Origin of the sequence: Rhizobium sp. N122, assembly GCF_002211295.1 — a bacterium.
Taxonomy (GTDB): Bacteria; Pseudomonadota; Alphaproteobacteria; order Rhizobiales; family Rhizobiaceae; genus Rhizobium.
The window spans coordinates 143348-159126 of sequence record NZ_LOKU01000078.1 but is presented as its reverse complement, the minus strand read 5'-3'; the positions used below and the strand labels follow the sequence as shown (position 1 = coordinate 159126).

General features: G+C 60.7%; 14 protein-coding genes. 6 read left to right on the top strand and 8 right to left on the bottom strand.

The features are described from left to right. Positions 1 to 58: 58 nt before the first annotated feature. The gene (gene rpmG / locus ATY75_RS32055) at positions 59 to 226 is read left to right on the top strand and encodes a 50S ribosomal protein L33 (RefSeq protein ID WP_003587245.1); all 168 of its coding nucleotides are present in this window, start codon (positions 59 to 61) and stop codon (positions 224 to 226) included. A 746-nt stretch (positions 227 to 972) separates the two neighbouring features. Here rpmG and ATY75_RS32050 read toward each other — a convergent pair. Together ATY75_RS32050 and ATY75_RS32045 are read right to left on the bottom strand one after the other, a co-directional pair. Then, the gene (locus ATY75_RS32050) at positions 973 to 2346 is read right to left on the bottom strand and encodes a PleD family two-component system response regulator (RefSeq protein ID WP_088940542.1); all 1374 of its coding nucleotides are present in this window, start codon (positions 2344 to 2346) and stop codon (positions 973 to 975) included. Between the two features lie 18 nt (positions 2347 to 2364). Further along, the gene (locus tag ATY75_RS32045) at positions 2365 to 2736 is read right to left on the bottom strand and encodes a response regulator (RefSeq protein WP_003547430.1); all 372 of its coding nucleotides are present in this window, start codon (positions 2734 to 2736) and stop codon (positions 2365 to 2367) included. 132 nt (positions 2737 to 2868) lie between these two features. On the opposite strand from ATY75_RS32045, the gene ATY75_RS32040 reads away from it, so the two are divergent. Both ATY75_RS32040 and ATY75_RS32035 read left to right on the top strand, forming a co-directional pair. After that, the gene (locus ATY75_RS32040; protein ID WP_088940541.1) at positions 2869 to 3177 is read left to right on the top strand and encodes a DUF3572 domain-containing protein; all 309 of its coding nucleotides are present in this window, start codon (positions 2869 to 2871) and stop codon (positions 3175 to 3177) included. 2 nt (positions 3178 to 3179) lie between these two features. After that, on the top strand, positions 3180 to 3857 hold the full coding sequence (locus tag ATY75_RS32035; protein WP_088940540.1) for a hypothetical protein: 678 nt from the start codon (positions 3180 to 3182) through the stop codon (positions 3855 to 3857). Here ATY75_RS32035 and ATY75_RS32030 read toward each other — a convergent pair. Next, a complete protein-coding gene (locus tag ATY75_RS32030; protein ID WP_088940539.1) occupies positions 3832 to 4419 on the bottom strand; it encodes a GNAT family N-acetyltransferase in 588 nt (195 codons plus the stop codon). The two genes, ATY75_RS32035 and ATY75_RS32030, sit on opposite strands and share 26 nt — an antisense overlap. A 75-nt stretch (positions 4420 to 4494) precedes the next feature. On the opposite strand from ATY75_RS32030, the gene ATY75_RS32025 reads away from it, so the two are divergent. After that, positions 4495 to 5787, top strand: coding sequence for a DNA polymerase IV (locus tag ATY75_RS32025; RefSeq protein ID WP_088940630.1), 1293 nt, complete (start codon positions 4495 to 4497; stop codon positions 5785 to 5787). Positions 5788 to 5879: 92 nt separating this feature from the next. Continuing rightward, a complete protein-coding gene (locus tag ATY75_RS32020; protein ID WP_088940538.1) occupies positions 5880 to 7136 on the top strand; it encodes a L,D-transpeptidase family protein in 1257 nt (418 codons plus the stop codon). Positions 7137 to 7222: 86 nt separating this feature from the next. Here the strand turns inward: ATY75_RS32020 and dnaE are convergent, their stop codons facing one another. Beyond that, positions 7223 to 10720 carry a DNA polymerase III subunit alpha gene (dnaE, locus tag ATY75_RS32015; RefSeq protein WP_088940537.1) on the bottom strand — a complete coding sequence of 1166 codons (3498 nt, stop codon included), beginning with the start codon at positions 10718 to 10720 and terminating at the stop codon, positions 7223 to 7225. Positions 10721 to 10916: 196 nt separating this feature from the next. Continuing rightward, entirely contained in the window at positions 10917 to 11102 is a 186-nt protein-coding gene (locus ATY75_RS34380; RefSeq protein ID WP_143535372.1) for a hypothetical protein, read from the bottom strand. Positions 11103 to 11223: 121 nt separating this feature from the next. Between ATY75_RS34380 and ATY75_RS32010 the strand changes: the two genes are divergently transcribed. Then, positions 11224 to 11688 (top strand): DUF5680 domain-containing protein, encoded by a 465-nt coding sequence (locus ATY75_RS32010; protein ID WP_088940536.1) that lies wholly within the window; start codon positions 11224 to 11226, stop codon positions 11686 to 11688. A gap of 184 nt (positions 11689 to 11872) precedes the next feature. Here ATY75_RS32010 and ATY75_RS32005 read toward each other — a convergent pair whose 3' ends face one another. From ATY75_RS32005 to proS, 3 genes are read right to left on the bottom strand one after another with little or no spacing between them, the layout of a single operon-like run. Beyond that, positions 11873 to 12556, bottom strand: coding sequence for an ABC transporter ATP-binding protein (locus ATY75_RS32005; protein ID WP_064838078.1), 684 nt, complete (start codon positions 12554 to 12556; stop codon positions 11873 to 11875). A gap of 14 nt (positions 12557 to 12570) precedes the next feature. Then, a complete protein-coding gene (locus tag ATY75_RS32000) occupies positions 12571 to 13875 on the bottom strand; it encodes a lipoprotein-releasing ABC transporter permease subunit (protein ID WP_088940535.1) in 1305 nt (434 codons plus the stop codon). A gap of 15 nt (positions 13876 to 13890) precedes the next feature. Then, positions 13891 to 15213, bottom strand: coding sequence for a proline--tRNA ligase (proS, locus tag ATY75_RS31995; protein WP_088940534.1), 1323 nt, complete (start codon positions 15211 to 15213; stop codon positions 13891 to 13893). Positions 15214 to 15779 lie beyond the last annotated feature (566 nt).

The window sequence follows — 15779 nt, the reverse complement described above, 5'->3', positions numbered from 1 at the left end:
TTTGCCGTGGAGCCCATCCGGCTTCCACGGCTTTCATTTTCTTAAAGGCAGGACGACCATGGCCAAGGCTACAACAATCAAGATCAAGCTGCTGTCGACAGCCGACACCGGTTTCTTCTACGTCACGACGAAGAACAGCCGTACGATGACGGACAAGATGACGAAGACGAAGTACGACCCGATTGCTAAGAAGCATGTCGAGTTCAAGGAAACCAAGATCAAGTAATCACTTGATCTGCGGATTTCGCAAAAAACGCGCGCCCTCGGGTCGCGCGTTTTTTATTGTCCGAAATTCCCGCTTTGAAAATGACAGCGCAAACAGAAAAACGCCGCCCTTCCATCTTCGGGAAGTAGCGGCGTTTTCTTGAAAGGGGGTCGGCCAGCATGCAAAACGGCACGAGGAACCGCTATAACTTGCCTACTAGCCGACCGACCCCACGACCCAGGAGATGCGGCGGACCTGAGCATCATGGGGTATCGACAACTCCTCAGCGGGAGCGCTTCTCTTATGAGCCGATAATTTGCGCAAAAATGAAAGAAAATCAACAAATTCTTAATGATGATTTTTGTGGACTTGATTCTATGGTTAAAAGTCCAGTTTTGGTACATACAAAGATTTATCGACTCTGCTTAGGGATGAAGCCTAGACGCTGACCCACCGAAGAAATTCGACAATATAGCGTAATAACTTACACCTCCCCTCCCCCTGGGTGAGGTGGGGCTGCGGCACTCTATTTTCCCCAATCGGCAGCAGGCGCTTTTTATAGTCGCCATTTCATTTTTAGCTATGGCCGGACGCGTTCAAAACTATCGGTCAGCGGCACATCCGCAGCAAAGCCGAAAATCCTTTTTTTGGCTATTCGATTGCAAGTTTTTCACGCCACGCTGTGCGGGCGAGCATTAAAATTGTGTAACAATCCGCTTACCACGGTGGAAAACCCATAAACGGCACATAAGGCGGCAGATGATTCGTCAGGCGGCCGCAGCGACGACGCGATTGCGGCCGGTGTTCTTGGCTTCGTAAAGCGCAAGATCCGCCTGCTTCATCAGCTGATCGGGGGTCAGCACCGCGCCGATACGCGAGGCGATGCCGAAGGACGCGGTGACATTCAGCGCCTCTGCCGAATGCTTCAGCTGGAAGGGCGCGCTTTCGACGGCGGCGCGCAGGCGCTCGGCGACAGTGGCGGCAATTTCCGGCGAGGTATCCGGCATGACGACGACGAACTCCTCCCCGCCGTAGCGGCAAGCGAGGTCGGCGCCGCGAATGGTCGAGCGGACGCGATTGGCAAATTCCCGCAGCACTTCGTCGCCGCCGTCGTGGCCATAGGTGTCGTTCACCTGCTTGAAGCGGTCGATGTCGGTGATCAGCACCGAAAGCGGCCGGCCGCGCGCCATCGATCGGTTGAAGAGCACGTTCAGATGATTGTCGAGATAGCGCCGGTTATAAAGGCCGGTCAGCGGATCGGTGACGGCGAGCTCGATCGTCTGCTTGACGCTGGCGCGCAGGCGGTCGTTGCAGCGCTTGCGACGGATCTGCGTCAGACTGCGGGCAACCAGCTCGTTGGGATCGACCGGGCGGATGATGTAGTCGTTGACGCCGAGATCGAGCGCGCGCACGACCATCTCGTCGGCACCCTGCTCGGTGATGATCAGGATCGGCAGGAAGCGCGTGCGCTCCAGCGAGCGCAGCTGCGAGCAGAGGCGCAGCGGATCGTAATCATCGAAATTGGCGTTGACGATGACGAGATCAAACGGGCTTTCGGCCGCTTCGAAGAGGGCTGCCTGCGGATCGGAAAGGGCAAGCACGTCGGCAACGGGCTTCAGCGCCTTGATGATGCGCTCCTGCGAATTGGCGCGGCCGTCGACGAGCAGGATCTGACCCGTCTCGTCGGCGCGGCCCTCGCCTGCCCGCATGAGATCGTCGATGCCCATCGTATGGGCGGTATCGGCGCGGATGCGCAGCTCGTCGCTCAACGTCTTCAACCGCAGCAGGCTTTTCACCCGCGAGATCAGCTGCAGATCATTGACCGGCTTGGTGAGGAAATCGTCGGCGCCGGCCTTCAGGCCGCGGACGCGATCGGCCGGCTGATCCAGTGCCGTGACCATGACGACGGGAATATGGGCGGTCTTGCGGCTGGCCTTCAGCCGCTCGCAGACCTCGAAACCGTCTATGCCGGGCATCATGATGTCGAGCAGGATGAGATCGACCTGGTTGCGCTCGCAGATCGCCAGCGCCGTGTAGCCGTCGGCTGCGGTCATCACGTCGAAATACTCCGCAAGCAGCCGCGCTTCGAGCAGCTTCACATTGGCCGGAATATCGTCAACCACCAGTATTCGCGCAGTCATAGCTGTCTTTCCGATGCGTCAGGCATCGCCCAGATAGGTCTTGATCGTCTCGATGAATTTCGGAACCGAGATCGGCTTGGAAACATAGGCCTCGCAGCCGCCCTGACGGATCCGCTCCTCGTCGCCCTTCATCGCAAAAGCCGTGACGGCGATGACGGGAATCACGTGCAGCTCGTCGTCTTCCTTGAGCCATTTCGTGACTTCGAGGCCCGAGACCTCGGGAAGCTGAATATCCATCAGAATGAGATCGGGGCGATGCTTGCGCGCCAGATCCAGCGCTTCCATGCCGTTTCTGGTCTGGATCGTGGTATAGCCGGACGCCTCGATGAGGTCGCGAAAGAGCTTCATGTTGAGCTCGTTATCTTCTACAATCATCACCTGTTTGGGCATGACAAGCTGTCCCTACGTCCGTTCGCGCAGCGGTTCGTCCCATGAGAAAGGCACATGTGGACAATAGCTCCGTGAAACCGATAGCGCACGCTAGCGGCATTTGGTTGAAGAAAAGGTAACTTACCCCTCGAAATGCAAAGCAACTTCAAGACTTCGAAACAACAGGCCGCCGACCCGCACGCAACCGCAATCGCCGTGCTCGGCTGGCTTGCCGACGATCCCGACATGTTCGGCCGCTTCCTTGCGCTGACGGGTGTGGCACCCGGCCAGGTGCGCAGCGCCGTCAACGATCCCGGCTTCCTCGCCGGCATGATGGATTTCCTCATGAACCACGAACCGACGGCGATGGCTTTCTGCGCGGCGAGCGGCATCAGCCCGGAGACAGTGACCGCCGCCTGGCAGCATTTCTCCTCGCCCGGCCTCGATTCCGGGGAATACTGACGGTGACCGGCGTGAGGGAACTCGATATCTCGCATATCCGCCTCGGCGAGAGGCCACTGATCGTCTGCGACGTCGACGATGTGGTGCTGCAATTCATCGGCCCGTTCCAGCTTTTCCTTGAAAGCCAGGGGCATGCCTTCCTGCCGCGCTCGTTCCGGCTCCACGGCAACATCGTCTCGCAGGCGGATGGCGCGGAGATCGAGGACCATGAGGTCAGCCGGCTGATCGAGGAATTTTTCGAGACGCAGGAGCAGTGGCAGACGCCGCTCGACCGCGTCGTCGAAACGCTCGGCCGGCTTTCCGAGGCCGCCGATGTACTTTTCCTGACGGCCATGCAGCCGCGCTTCCAGGATCAGCGCCGCCGCCTGCTCGACCGGATCGGCCTCATTTTTCCGCTGCTTGCCAGCGAAGAGCCCAAGGGGCCGATCGTTCACGCATTGCATGCCAGCCGCTCCCTTCCCGTCGTCTTCATCGATGATATGGCGCGCAATCTGCATTCCGTCAGGGACCATGTCGCCGATTGCCTGCTGATCCACCTGATGCCGGATTCGCCCGTCCATCGTTTTGCGCCGGCGGCGGCCGACGACATTACCCGGGCCAGCGACTGGACGCATGCGGCCGCGCTGATCGAGGCGCATTTCCTTGCCGGCGCGTTCAACCCCGCAGCTCCAGCCGCATGAGCGGACGGCCGTCCTTGCGCCGCGCCACCGTCTCGAAACCGGCCGCATCGAAGATCGCCGTCGAGCCGATGCAGAGGGTCACCGATTTCGACTGCTTCACATGATCGATCGGACAGGCTTCGAGCAGGCGCGCGCCCTGGCGCCGGGCGTGATCGATGGCGCCGGCGAGCAGGCGATGGCTCATCCCCTTGCCGCGCAGCCTCGGCAGCAGGAAGAAGCAGCTGACGGCCCAGATCGACGGATCGTACGCATCGCCCTCCTCCAGCGGCCGCGAGACGGTGCGCGGCGAATTGAACTGCGGCACGTCATGGCGCGGCCCGACCTGTACCCAGGCAACCGGCGCGCCGTCGGCGTAACAGAGAACGCCCGGCGGCGGCCCAGCCTTGATCCGCTCGCGCATATGCACCTTGCGCTCGTCGGCCGCCATCTTCGTTCTTACCGCATGCGGCAGGCGCAGCGCGACGCACCAGCAATTGTAGAAGGCGCCCTGCTGCCCGAACAGGGTTTCGAAATCGTCCCAGCGTTCTGCCGTTACCGGCTCGAAACGAAGATCGTTATCCAAGGCAAAGCTCCCGGCCTCTCTTGAGACTCGGAAGCTTAGGGCGTAATGTCGCGGCGTTCAATCTTTGTTCTCATCATGACGCCCGCGCCCGACAAGACACCCGGCTTCTGTCGCGACTGCCTTGCCGAGCAGAAGGGCGAGGCGCGCCGCTGCGTGGCCTGCGGCAGCCCGCGGCTGGTGCGCCACCGCGAGCTCTACGCGTTGACGCTCGCGCATATCGATTGCGACGCCTTCTATGCGGCCGTCGAGAAACGCGACAATCCCGACCTTGCCGACAAGCCCGTGATCATCGGCGGCGGCAAACGCGGCGTCGTCTCCACCGCCTGCTATATCGCCCGCATCCACGGCGTGCGTTCGGCGATGCCAATGTTCAAGGCGCTGGAAGCATGCCCCGAGGCGATCGTCATCCGGCCCGACATGGAGAAATATGTCCGGGTCGGGCGCCAGGTGCGCGCCATGATGCAGGATCTGACGCCGCTGGTGCAGCCGCTGTCGATCGACGAGGCCTTCCTGGAGCTTGGCGGCACCGAGCGGCTGCATCACGACCCGCCGGCGCGCACGCTCGCCAAATTCGCCCGCCGGGTCGAAAAGGAAATCGGCATCAGCGTTTCGGTCGGGCTTTCCTATTGCAAATTCCTCGCCAAGGTCGCCTCCGACCTGCAGAAACCGCGCGGCTTCTCCGTCATCGGCCGCCAAGAGGCCATCGAGTTCCTGGCGCCGCGTCCCGTCACCACCATCTGGGGCGTCGGCAAGGCCTTTGCGGCGACGCTGGAGGCGGATGGCATCCGCACCATCGGCCAGTTGCAGCAGATGGAGGAGAACGATCTGATGCGCCGCTACGGCAGCATCGGCCAGCGGCTCGCCCGGCTGTCGCGCGGGATCGACGACCGTGAAGTGCATCTCAACGATGCGGCCAAGAGCGTTTCGTCCGAGACCACCTTCTTCGAAGATATCTGGCGTTATGACGATCTGGTGCCGATCCTGCGCAATCTTTCGGAAAAAGTCTCCTGGCGGCTGAAGAAAAGCGACATCGCCGGCCAGACCGTGGTCCTGAAGATGAAGACCGCCGACTTCAAGCTGCGCACGCGCAACCGCAAGCTCGAAGACCCGACCCAGCTTGCCGACCGGATCTTTCGCATCGGGCTCGAGCTTCTCGAAAAAGAGACCGACGGCACGAAGTTCCGGCTGCTCGGCATCGGCGTCACCGATCTCGGCGATGCCGCCCGCGCCGATCCGCCCGATCTCATCGACCGGCAGTCGGGCCGGCGGGCGGCGGCCGAAGCGGCGATGGACAAGCTGCGCGACAAGTTCGGCAAGAACACGGTCGAAACCGGCTACACCTTCGGCAGCGGCAAGCGCGATCACTAAAGCGTGAGCCGTGAGTGCCGCGCGGCCTATAAAATCTTCCTTAAACTTCGTCCCATAATGTGCCGGGCAAGTATTGCGTATGGTTGGCTATCATGTTCTCGCGTCTTGTCTTCGGCCTCGGCTTGCTGTCGGCCACCGCACTCGTGCACCCTGCTCTGGCCGCGGATGCGCGCACGCTGCAGATCATCGTTTCGAAGGACAAGCAGTCGCTTGCGGTCTATGACGGCACCGAGGTCGTCGCGACTTCGAAAGTCTCGACCGGCAAGGACGGGCACACGACGCCGAGCGGCATCTTCTCGGTGCTGGAAAAGCAGAAGTACCACGAATCCAATCTCTATTCGAACGCGCCGATGCCTTTCATGCAAAGGCTGACATGGTCGGGAATTGCGCTGCACGAATCCAATTCCGTGCCGCGTTATCCGGCCTCGCATGGCTGCGTGCGCATGCCCGGTACTTTTGCAAAAAAGCTTTACGGGATGACCGAGCCCGGTATTCCCGTCATCATCAGCAACGGCGAAGTGGTGCCGCAGCCGATCGACCATCCAACCCTTTTCCATCCGCAGGCGCCGGCGCCGATGCTGTTGCTTTCGGATGTCGAACTGCGACCATCGATGCCCGACAGCGCAGGGACACCGGTGCAGGTGGCGATGAACGACACGGCTGCGATGCCGATGCCGGCAGCGCCGCTGGTTGCAGCGCCCGAAGCCGAACCGCCGTCCGAGCCGATCAGCATGCTGATCACCCGCCGCACGCTGCGCGAGACGGTGATCGACATCCAGACACTGCTCAACCAGCTCGGCTTTTCCGCCGGCGATCCGGACGGCTTGCTCGGGCCGGCGACTGTGCAGGCGATCAAGACTTTCAAGACACTGCGGCCGGCCGAGTTTGCCGGCGACAGGAGCCTCATCTCCGACACGCTGCTCAAATCCGTTTATGCCGCCACCGGCAAGGGCGAACCGCCGAACGGCGTCATCATGGTGCGCCAGGCGTTCAAGCCTATCTTCGAAGCCCCGGTGACGATTGCCGATCCGGGACTGGCGCTCGGCACGCATTTCTTCACGCTGCATGCACTCGATGAAAATGCCGGTACGGCGGATTGGCTCGGCATCACGCTCGAAAACAATCTCTCGCGCGAGACGATGAAGCGGCTCGGCGTCACCAATCAGGAAAGCTCGATCGTCAGCGGCAGGCCGATCGCCCGGTCGCTCAGCCGCATCACGATCCCCGACGAGACCCGCCGCAGGATCGAGGCGCTGATCGCACCCGGCTCGACGCTGACGATCTCCGATACCGGCCTCGGCCGGGAGACCGGCGAAGGCACGGATTTCATCACCATTACAAGGGGTTGATGATTCCCGGGGCGATAAACCATCACCCTGGGATGACAACCATCACCCAGGGTGAAGTGCATAACCTAAGGTGACGTGTATCGCCCCTAGACAAGCTCGACATCGACGACGCCGGGGGCGGCGCGAAGCGCGGCGGCGATCTCCGGGGTGATGCGGTATTTCTCCGCCAGCGCCACTTCCACCTCGCGTTTGCCATCCTCCTTGATGACAATGAAGGAAACCAGGCCGTCGCCCTTGGCGTTGAGATGGCCGGCGACCATTTTCAGCGGCCCGGAGTCGCGGACATAGACGCGCAGCGCCTTCTGCATCTGCAGGGATTTTTCCTCCAGCGACTGGATCGTCTGGATGCGCAGGCCGATGCCCTCCGGCCGCTCCTCGCCGGTCGCGGTCAGCACGAAGGATTTTCCCGATTCCAGCACGTCGCGGTACTGGTTGAGCATTTCAGAAAACAGCACCGCCTCGAACTGGCCCGAGGAATCGGAAAAGACGATGATGCCCATCTTGTTGCCGGTGCGGGTCTTGCGCTCCTGCTTCGAAATAACGGTGCCGGCGAGGCGCGCATTGAAGGCGCCCTGTTTGATCGCCTGGGAAAATTCGGCAAAGGTCTGCACCCGCATCTTCTGCAGGATGTTGTTGTAGGAATCGAGCGGGTGGGCGGTGAGATAGAAGCCCAGCACCTGGAATTCCTTGAGCAATCTCTCGGAGGCAAGCCAGGGCGAAAACGGCGGCAGGGAAATTTTTTCAGGCCCCGAGGCCAGAGTGCTGCCGAAAATGTCCGACTGGCCGCTCAGCTTGTTCTCCTGGGCGCGCTGGGCATAACCGAGGATACGGTCGAGGCCGGCTGAAAGCTGGGCGCGGTCGGTGCCGAAACAATCGAAGGCGCCGGCAAAGATCAGGCTTTCCAAGACACGGCGATTGACCTGGCGCGGATCGATGCGCAGGCAGAAATCCTCGATGCCGGCAAAGGGCTTGTCGCCACGCACCTCGACGATATGGTCGACGGCGGATTCGCCGACCCCCTTGAGGGCGGCGAGCGCATAATAGATGCGGTTGTCGCCGGTCTGGAAATGGCGGAAGGAGGTCTGCACCGAGGGCGCGATCACCTCGATGCCGAGGCGCTTGGCATCCTGGCGGAAATCGTTGACCTTTTCGGTGTTGGACATGTCGAGCGTCATCGAGGCGGCGAGGAATTCGACCGGATAATGCGCCTTCATATAGGCCGTCTGGTAGGAGACGATGGCGTAGGCAGCGGCATGCGACTTGTTGAAGCCGTAATTGGCGAACTTCGCCAGCAGTTCGAAGATATTGTCGGCCTGCGGCTTCGATACGCCGTTCTTGACGGCGCCGACCACGAAGCGTTCGCGCTGCTGGTCCATCTCCGCCTTGATCTTCTTGCCCATGGCGCGGCGCAGAAGATCGGCTTCTCCAAGCGAGTAGCCGGACAGGACCTGGGCGATCTGCATCACCTGTTCCTGGTAGACGATGACGCCTTGGGTTTCCTTGAGCAGGTGGTCGATCATCGGATGGATCGATTCCAGCTCCTCATCCCCGTGCTTGCGGGCATTGTAGGTCGGGATGTTTTCCATCGGGCCCGGGCGGTAGAGTGCCACCAGCGCGATGATGTCCTCGATGCAGTCCGGCTTCATGCCGATCAGCGCCTTGCGCATGCCGGCACTTTCCACCTGGAACACGCCGACCGTCTCGCCACGCGACAGCATCTCGTAAGTCTTCTTGTCGTCGAGAGGGATGGCCGCGAGATCGACCTTGATGCCGAGCTTGGCGACGAAATCGACCGCAACCTTCAGCACCGTCAGCGTCTTCAGGCCGAGGAAGTCGAATTTGACGAGGCCTGCCTGCTCCACCCACTTCATGTTGAACTGGGTGACCGGCATGTCCGAGCGCGGGTCTCGATACATCGGCACCAGCTTGGACAGCGGCCGGTCGCCGATGACGATGCCGGCGGCATGTGTCGAGGCATGGCGGTAAAGCCCCTCGATCTTCTGGGCGATGTCGAGCAGGCGCGCGACGACCGGCTCCTTCGCCGCCTCCTCCTGCAGCTTCGGCTCCTCCTCGATCGCCTTGGAGAGCGGCGTCGGATTGGCCGGATTGTTCGGCACCAGTTTGCAGATCTTGTCGACCTGGCCGTAGGGCATCTCCAGCACACGGCCGACGTCGCGAAGGGCGGCGCGCGCCTGGAGCGAACCGAAGGTGATGATCTGCGCCACCTGCTCGCGGCCATACTTGGCCTGGACGTAGCGGATCACCTCTTCGCGGCGATCCTGGCAGAAGTCGATGTCGAAGTCCGGCATCGAGACGCGTTCCGGATTGAGGAAGCGTTCGAACAGCAGCGAAAACCGCAGCGGATCGACGTCGGTGATCGTCAAAGCGTAGGCGACCAGGGAACCTGCGCCCGAACCGCGGCCGGGACCGACCGGAATGTCGTGCTGCTTGGCCCATTTGATGAAGTCGGCAACGATCAGGAAGTAACCGGGAAAACGCATGCGTTCGATGACGCTGAGTTCGAAATCCAGCCGCTCGCGATATTCCTTCTCCTCGTAACCCGGCGACATGCCGAGCGTTGCAAGCCGCATGTCCAGCCCTTCCACAGCCTGGCGGCGCAGTTCGCTCGCCTCGGCGCGTTCGGCCTCCTCGGCATCGTCGGTCGCACCGGTGAAGCGCGGCAGGATCGGCTTTCGCGTCTTCAGCACGAAGGAACAGCGCCTGGCGATCTCGATCGTATTCTCTAGCGCTTCCGGCAGATCGGCAAAGAGCTTGGCCATCTCCGACCGGCTCTTCAGATAATGGTCCGGGGTCAGGCGAAAGCGGCTGTCGTCGGAGACGATGGCATTGTGGGCGACCGCCATCAGCGCATCATGGGCGTCGTAATCGTCGCGTGTGGGAAAGAAGGCCTCGTTGGTCGCGACCAGCGGCAGGTCATGGGTGTAGGCGAGCCCGACGATCTTCTGCTCGTGGCGTTTGTCATAGGTGCCATGCCGCTGCAATTCGACATAGAGCCTGTCGCCGAAGAGACGTTTCAGCGCAAGCAGCCGGGCCTCCCCCTGCGCGGTATGGCCCTCCCGGATCGCCGCGTCGACAGGCCCGGTCAGGGCGCCGGTCAGCGCGATCAGCCCTTCGGTGCCGGCCTCCTCCAGCCAGGAGGCACGGATATGGATCGTCTGATTGCTTTCACCGCCGAGATAGGCGCGGCTGACGAGATCGACCAGCCGTTCGTAACCGGCATCCGTGGCGGCGAGAAGAACGATCGACGGGAGCTTGACCAGCGCCTGCTGGCCGCCGCGTTTTTCCGTTTCCAGCCCGTCTTCCATGTCGATCGAGACCTGGCAGCCGATGATCGGCTGCAGGCCTTCGTCCATCGCCTTCTGAGAGAATTCCAGCGCGATGAACAGATTGTTGGTGTCGGTGATGGCGATCGCCGGCTGGCTGTCGCCGGTCGCCTTGTAAAGGATCTTCTTCAGCGGCAAAGCGCCTTCGAGAAGCGAATAGGCGGAGTGGACCCTCAGGTGGATGAAGCCCGGCGTGCCGCCGGTCGCCTCACCCGTTGAACCCTTTGCCGTATCCGCCATGTCATGCCTTCCCAATCACCCGAATGAATCGGACGCATTGTCGGCATAGAGGGCGATGATGTCCAGAAGAAGTCCCGCGTCCGGACCGCATGTTTGCCATGCGGTCCCCTGAAAACTTTAGATCGCCATGACGATCAGCGAGAAGCTGGCAACGAACATTGCGATGGAGGTGAATGCTGCGATATCACGGATCATGTCAGTCATTTGGCTCTCCTTTACTCGTTATGTTTTCAATTTGTTCGATGTATGTTCCATTGTCAACAGGAATCTTTTCCTTCGTTTTTGTGCTTGAAACCCCGGCAAGCACATGCGGATCGGGGGGGCGGCACCAAGCGACGATGGAGCGCTCCTCGCCTTTCTCGATCGGTGACAGCTTGGACATGCTGCGCGAACGCCAGACCACCTCTCGCAGCGGCGCCTTTTGTTATCGGCCTATGTTCTGCTTTTGTTCTTTACATGCCACAGCATATTTGCCAGCATCCGGCCGAGAGGAGAACGGCATCATGCTCGACATTGTTATGCTCAATGAATTCGTCTTGGAGGCCAAGGCTGCCACCTATGTCGGCGGCGGCGTGCCGCGCGCGCCCTGCCGACCGGGGGCCCACGATATCGGCTATGAGCGCGGCGACTGGCGCTATCTCGACAGTTACTTCGGCGGCACCGATTTCGCCGGACAGGAGGTTGTCTGGTTTGCCGGCGAGCCCGTCTGGGTGATGAATTATCTCGGCTGGATCGTCGCGCCGGAGCTCATCGACGGCGCTGCCGCCGGTACGGTGATCAAGGCAGCACTTTCAACCATGTATCGGCAGGGTCGCTTTCTCGGCGGAATGGAATTCGACCACCCGCTCGGCCGCTATCTCGATCGCAGCGAAGGGAACTGCGAGCGGTTCAGCGGCAATGAATGCATCATGGTCGAGGGCCGGAAGGCCTATATGCTCGATTATCGCGGCGGGCTGGTCATTCCCTGATTGCAAGCCGACATATTGGAGCATGATGTTATCCGAAAACCGCACACTTTTCGGCATCATGCTCTAACTTGTTGTTTTTATACATGTCGTTATCCCGGAACCGCTGCACACTTCCGGGCGACATGAAGTTGTTTTTATACATGTCGTTATCCCGGAACCGCTGCACACTTCCGGGCGACATGCATTAGAAATCGACGACCTTGCCATCCGAGATCGTCACGCGCCGGTCCATGCGGCGGGCGAGCTCGTGATTGTGGGTGGCAATGAGGGCCGCGAGGCCGGACTGGCGCACCAGCGCCTCCAGCGCATCGAAGACGTAGCTTGCCGTTTCCGGGTCGAGATTGCCGGTCGGCTCATCGGCAAGAAGCAAGCTCGGCGCATTGGCGACGGCGCGGGCAATGGCCACGCGCTGCTGCTCGCCACCGGAAAGCTCGCCGGGGCGATGGGCGCCACGATGGCCGATGCGCATATAATCGAGAAGCTGGCCGGCCCGTTCGCCGGCTTCCTTCCAGGCCAGCCCGGCGATCAGCTGCGGCATCATGATATTTTCTAATGCGGAAAATTCCGGCAGCAGGTGGTGGAATTGGTAGACGAAGCCGATTTCGCTGCGGCGGATGGCGGTGCGTTTCTCATCGCTCAGGCCGTTGCAGGCATGGCCGTTGATCGTGACTTCACCGCCATCGGGATGTTCCAAGAGGCCTGCAAGATGCAGCAGGGTCGACTTGCCGGTGCCGGAAGGAGCGACGAGAGCGACGATCTCGCCCTTCGACAGCGAGAAATCCACGCTCTTCAGGATCGGGAGCAGCGTATCACCCTGCCCGTAATGGCGCTCGACGCCGGTAAGCTTGAGAACGACGTTGCGTTTCATGAAGGCGGCATTCCTTATTCGTAGCGCAGGGCCTGCACCGGATCGAGCCTGGAGGCGCGCCAGGCCGGGAAGATCGTCGCGATGAAGGAGAGCGTCAGCGCCATGACGACGATCGAGATGGTTTCGCTGAGCTGCATCTCGGCCGGCAACTGACTGAGGAAATAGACCTGCGGATTGAAGATCACCGTGCCTGAAATCCAGGAGAAGAACTGGCGGATGGATTCGATGTTGACGCAGACGAGCACACCGAGCAGCACGCCGGCCATGGTGCCGACGATGCCGATCGCAGCGCCGGTCATGAAGAAGATGCGCATGATCGCGCCGGCACTGGCGCCCATGGTGCGCAGGATGGCGATATCGCTGCTCTTGTCCTTCACCAGCATTATCAGGCCGGAGATGATGTTCAGCGCCGCGACAAGCACGATCAGCGTCAGGATCATGAACATGACGTTGCGCTCGACCTGCAGCGCCGAGAAGAAGGTCTGGTTGCGTTGGCGCCAGTCGGTGAGGTTGATCTGGCGGCCAGCCGCCTCTTCCACCTTCGGTCTCAGAGCGTCGATGTCGTCGGGGTGATCGACGAAAAGCTCGATCGACTGCACCAGTCCCTCGGCATTGAAAAAGAGCTGCGATTCCTCGAGCGGCATGAAGATGATCGAGGAATCATATTCCGACATGCCGATCTCGAAGAGGCCGGAGATCTTGTAGGACTTGACGCGCGGACTGACGCCCATCGGCGTAATGTCGCCATCCGGCGACGTCAGCGTGATAAGGTCGCCGACGTTCAGGCCGAGCTGGTTGGCCATGCCGGTACCGATCAGCACGCCCTGCCCGGAGGCAAAACCCACCATATCGCCGGATTTAATGTTTCCGGAGATCGTCTTGAGCTTGGTCAGGTCCTCGGCGCGGGTGCCGCGCACCAGAGCGCCGGTGCTACCGCCGGCCTGGGCGGAGGCGAGCACCTGGCCTTCCACCAAAGGCAGCGCCATCTTCACCCCCGGTACGGCAGCGAGCCGGCTGGAAAGGTCGGCATAATCGGTGAAGGGGCCATCGGACGGCTGAACGATCATATGGCCGTTGATGCCGAGGATGCGCGAGACGAGCTCGGTGCGGAAGCCGTTCATGACGGCCATGACGATGATCAGCGTCGCAACGCCGAGCATGATGCCGACGAAGGAGAAGCCGGCAATGACCGAGATGAAGGCTTCCTTGCGCCGGGCGCGCAGATAGCGCCAGGCGACAAGACGTTCGAAGGTGGAAAATGGCTTGCCAGCCGGACCCAAGCCGGATGTTGAACTCCGGTCCACTGCTGTCTCTGCCATTTCGCCTCCGTTTCCTTAAGCCACGAACCTGTTGATCGCCGCTTCGATGGTCATCGTTTCGCGGGCGCCGGTCCTGCGGTCCTTCACTTCGACCTCGCCGTTGGCGACCGCGCGCGGGCCGGCGATGATCTGGACGGGCACGCCGATCAGGTCGGCGGTCGCGAATTTCGTGCCGGCCCGGTCGTCGGTATCGTCGTAGAGCACATCCTTGCCGGCCTTGGTGAGCGCCGCATAGATCAGCTCGCAGGTATCGTCGCAGGCCTGATCGCCCGCCTTCATGTTGATCACCACGATATCGAAAGGCGCGACCGACGCCGGCCAGATGATTCCATTGTCGTCATGCGATGCTTCGATGATGGCGGGAACAAGGCGTGTCGGACCGATACCGTAAGAACCCATGTGAACGAAGTGTTCCTTGCCGTCGGGCCCCTGCACTTTCGCGCCCATCGCCTCGGAATATTTCGTGCCGAAATAGAAGATATGGCCGACCTCGATGCCGCGCGCCGACAGGCGCTCGCCTTCGGGAACGGCGTTGAAGGCCGCCTCGTCATGCATTTCCGAAGTTGCCGCATAGAGCGAGGTCCACTTGTCGAAGATCGACTTCAGGCCCTCGACGCTGTCGAAATCAGTGCGGTCGTCGGGAATATCGAAGCCGACGAAATCCTTGTGGCAGAAGACCTCGGATTCGCCGGTATCGGCGAGGATGATGAATTCGTGGCTGAGATTGCCGCCGATCGGGCCGGTATCGGCGCGCATCGGGATAGCGCGCAGGCCGAGCCGATCGAAGGTTCTGAGATAGGCGGCGAACATCTTGTTATAGGAATGCTCCGCCCCTTCGCGCGTCAGATCGAAGGAATAGGCATCCTTCATCATGAATTCGCGCGAGCGCATGGTGCCGAAGCGCGGACGGATCTCGTCGCGGAACTTCAGCTGGATGTGATAGAGATTGAGCGGCAGATCCTTGTAGGACTTGACGGAGGAGCGGAAAATATCCGTCACCATCTCCTCATTGGTGGGGCCATAGAGCATCGGCCGATCCTGCCGGTCCTTGATGCGCAGCATCTCTTTGCCATAGGCGTCGTAGCGGCCGCTTTCCTGCCAGAGTTCGGCCGATTGCAGCGTCGGCATCGACAACTCGATGGCGCCGGCCCGGTTCTGCTCGTCGCGGATAATGGCGTTGACCTTATCGAGCACGCGTTTGCCGAGCGGCAGCCAGGAATAGATGCCCTGCGACTGCTGGCGGATCATGCCGGCGCGCAGCATCAGCCGATGGGAGACGATTTCCGCCTCCTTGGGGTTTTCCTTGAGGATGGGCATGAAATAGCGGGACAGACGCATGGCGGATTCCGAAGCAGTTGAGATCCCGCAGCAGGCGGAATCGAAAGACAATGGTTAATGTCGGGAGCGTTCATAGCCGCTTCGCGGCAGGAAGGAAACCCGCAACTGATGTCGGCAACCTCCCGCATGCGCATGTTCGCAGCCGCAAAATGAAAGGGCGTGAAAAAGCGCGTGTTTATAAGGACTTGAACGAAAATCTTGTCAACAGAAAAATTTTGCTAGAGTGTAGCAAAAATGCAAAAAAAGCTGATGACAAAGCCCAATGTTTGAGCTAGCTTTAGCTCACAAAACAGGCAAGAGAGATAAATTCTTGCCAAATTCGCGGTCAAGTCTTGGGAGGATCAGATCTTAGGCGCGCTCGTCGCTGCCCCGGCAACGGTTACAGATCACGCGATACTTAAAACAAGGCTTTTAGCCTTGTTTTTTTTTGGCTTTTAGACTTCGCTCTACCCTGGAAATCCGGCCAACTTCCGTAAGGGAATGATCCTCATTCCCTTACGCCAGCTCTTTGCCGCAATAGCATGACGCTGGCATGACGGAGTTCGCGTTTTTATAATATACATATG

Coding starts and splice junctions, on each gene's coding strand:
- ATY75_RS32025 (WP_088940630.1), top strand. CDS start 4,495: ATGACGCCCGCGCCCGACAAGACACCCGGCTTCTGTCGCGACTGCCTT.
- dnaE (WP_088940537.1), bottom strand. CDS start 10,720: ATGGCGGATACGGCAAAGGGTTCAACGGGTGAGGCGACCGGCGGCACG.
- ATY75_RS32010 (WP_088940536.1), top strand. CDS start 11,224: ATGCTCGACATTGTTATGCTCAATGAATTCGTCTTGGAGGCCAAGGCT.
- ATY75_RS34380 (WP_143535372.1), bottom strand. CDS start 11,102: ATGTCCAAGCTGTCACCGATCGAGAAAGGCGAGGAGCGCTCCATCGTC.
- ATY75_RS32000 (WP_088940535.1), bottom strand. CDS start 13,875: ATGGCAGAGACAGCAGTGGACCGGAGTTCAACATCCGGCTTGGGTCCG.
- ATY75_RS32040 (WP_088940541.1), top strand. CDS start 2,869: ATGCAAAGCAACTTCAAGACTTCGAAACAACAGGCCGCCGACCCGCAC.
- rpmG (WP_003587245.1), top strand. CDS start 59: ATGGCCAAGGCTACAACAATCAAGATCAAGCTGCTGTCGACAGCCGAC.
- ATY75_RS32045 (WP_003547430.1), bottom strand. CDS start 2,736: ATGCCCAAACAGGTGATGATTGTAGAAGATAACGAGCTCAACATGAAG.
- ATY75_RS32020 (WP_088940538.1), top strand. CDS start 5,880: ATGTTCTCGCGTCTTGTCTTCGGCCTCGGCTTGCTGTCGGCCACCGCA.
- ATY75_RS32005 (WP_064838078.1), bottom strand. CDS start 12,556: ATGAAACGCAACGTCGTTCTCAAGCTTACCGGCGTCGAGCGCCATTAC.
- ATY75_RS32050 (WP_088940542.1), bottom strand. CDS start 2,346: ATGACTGCGCGAATACTGGTGGTTGACGATATTCCGGCCAATGTGAAG.
- proS (WP_088940534.1), bottom strand. CDS start 15,213: ATGCGTCTGTCCCGCTATTTCATGCCCATCCTCAAGGAAAACCCCAAG.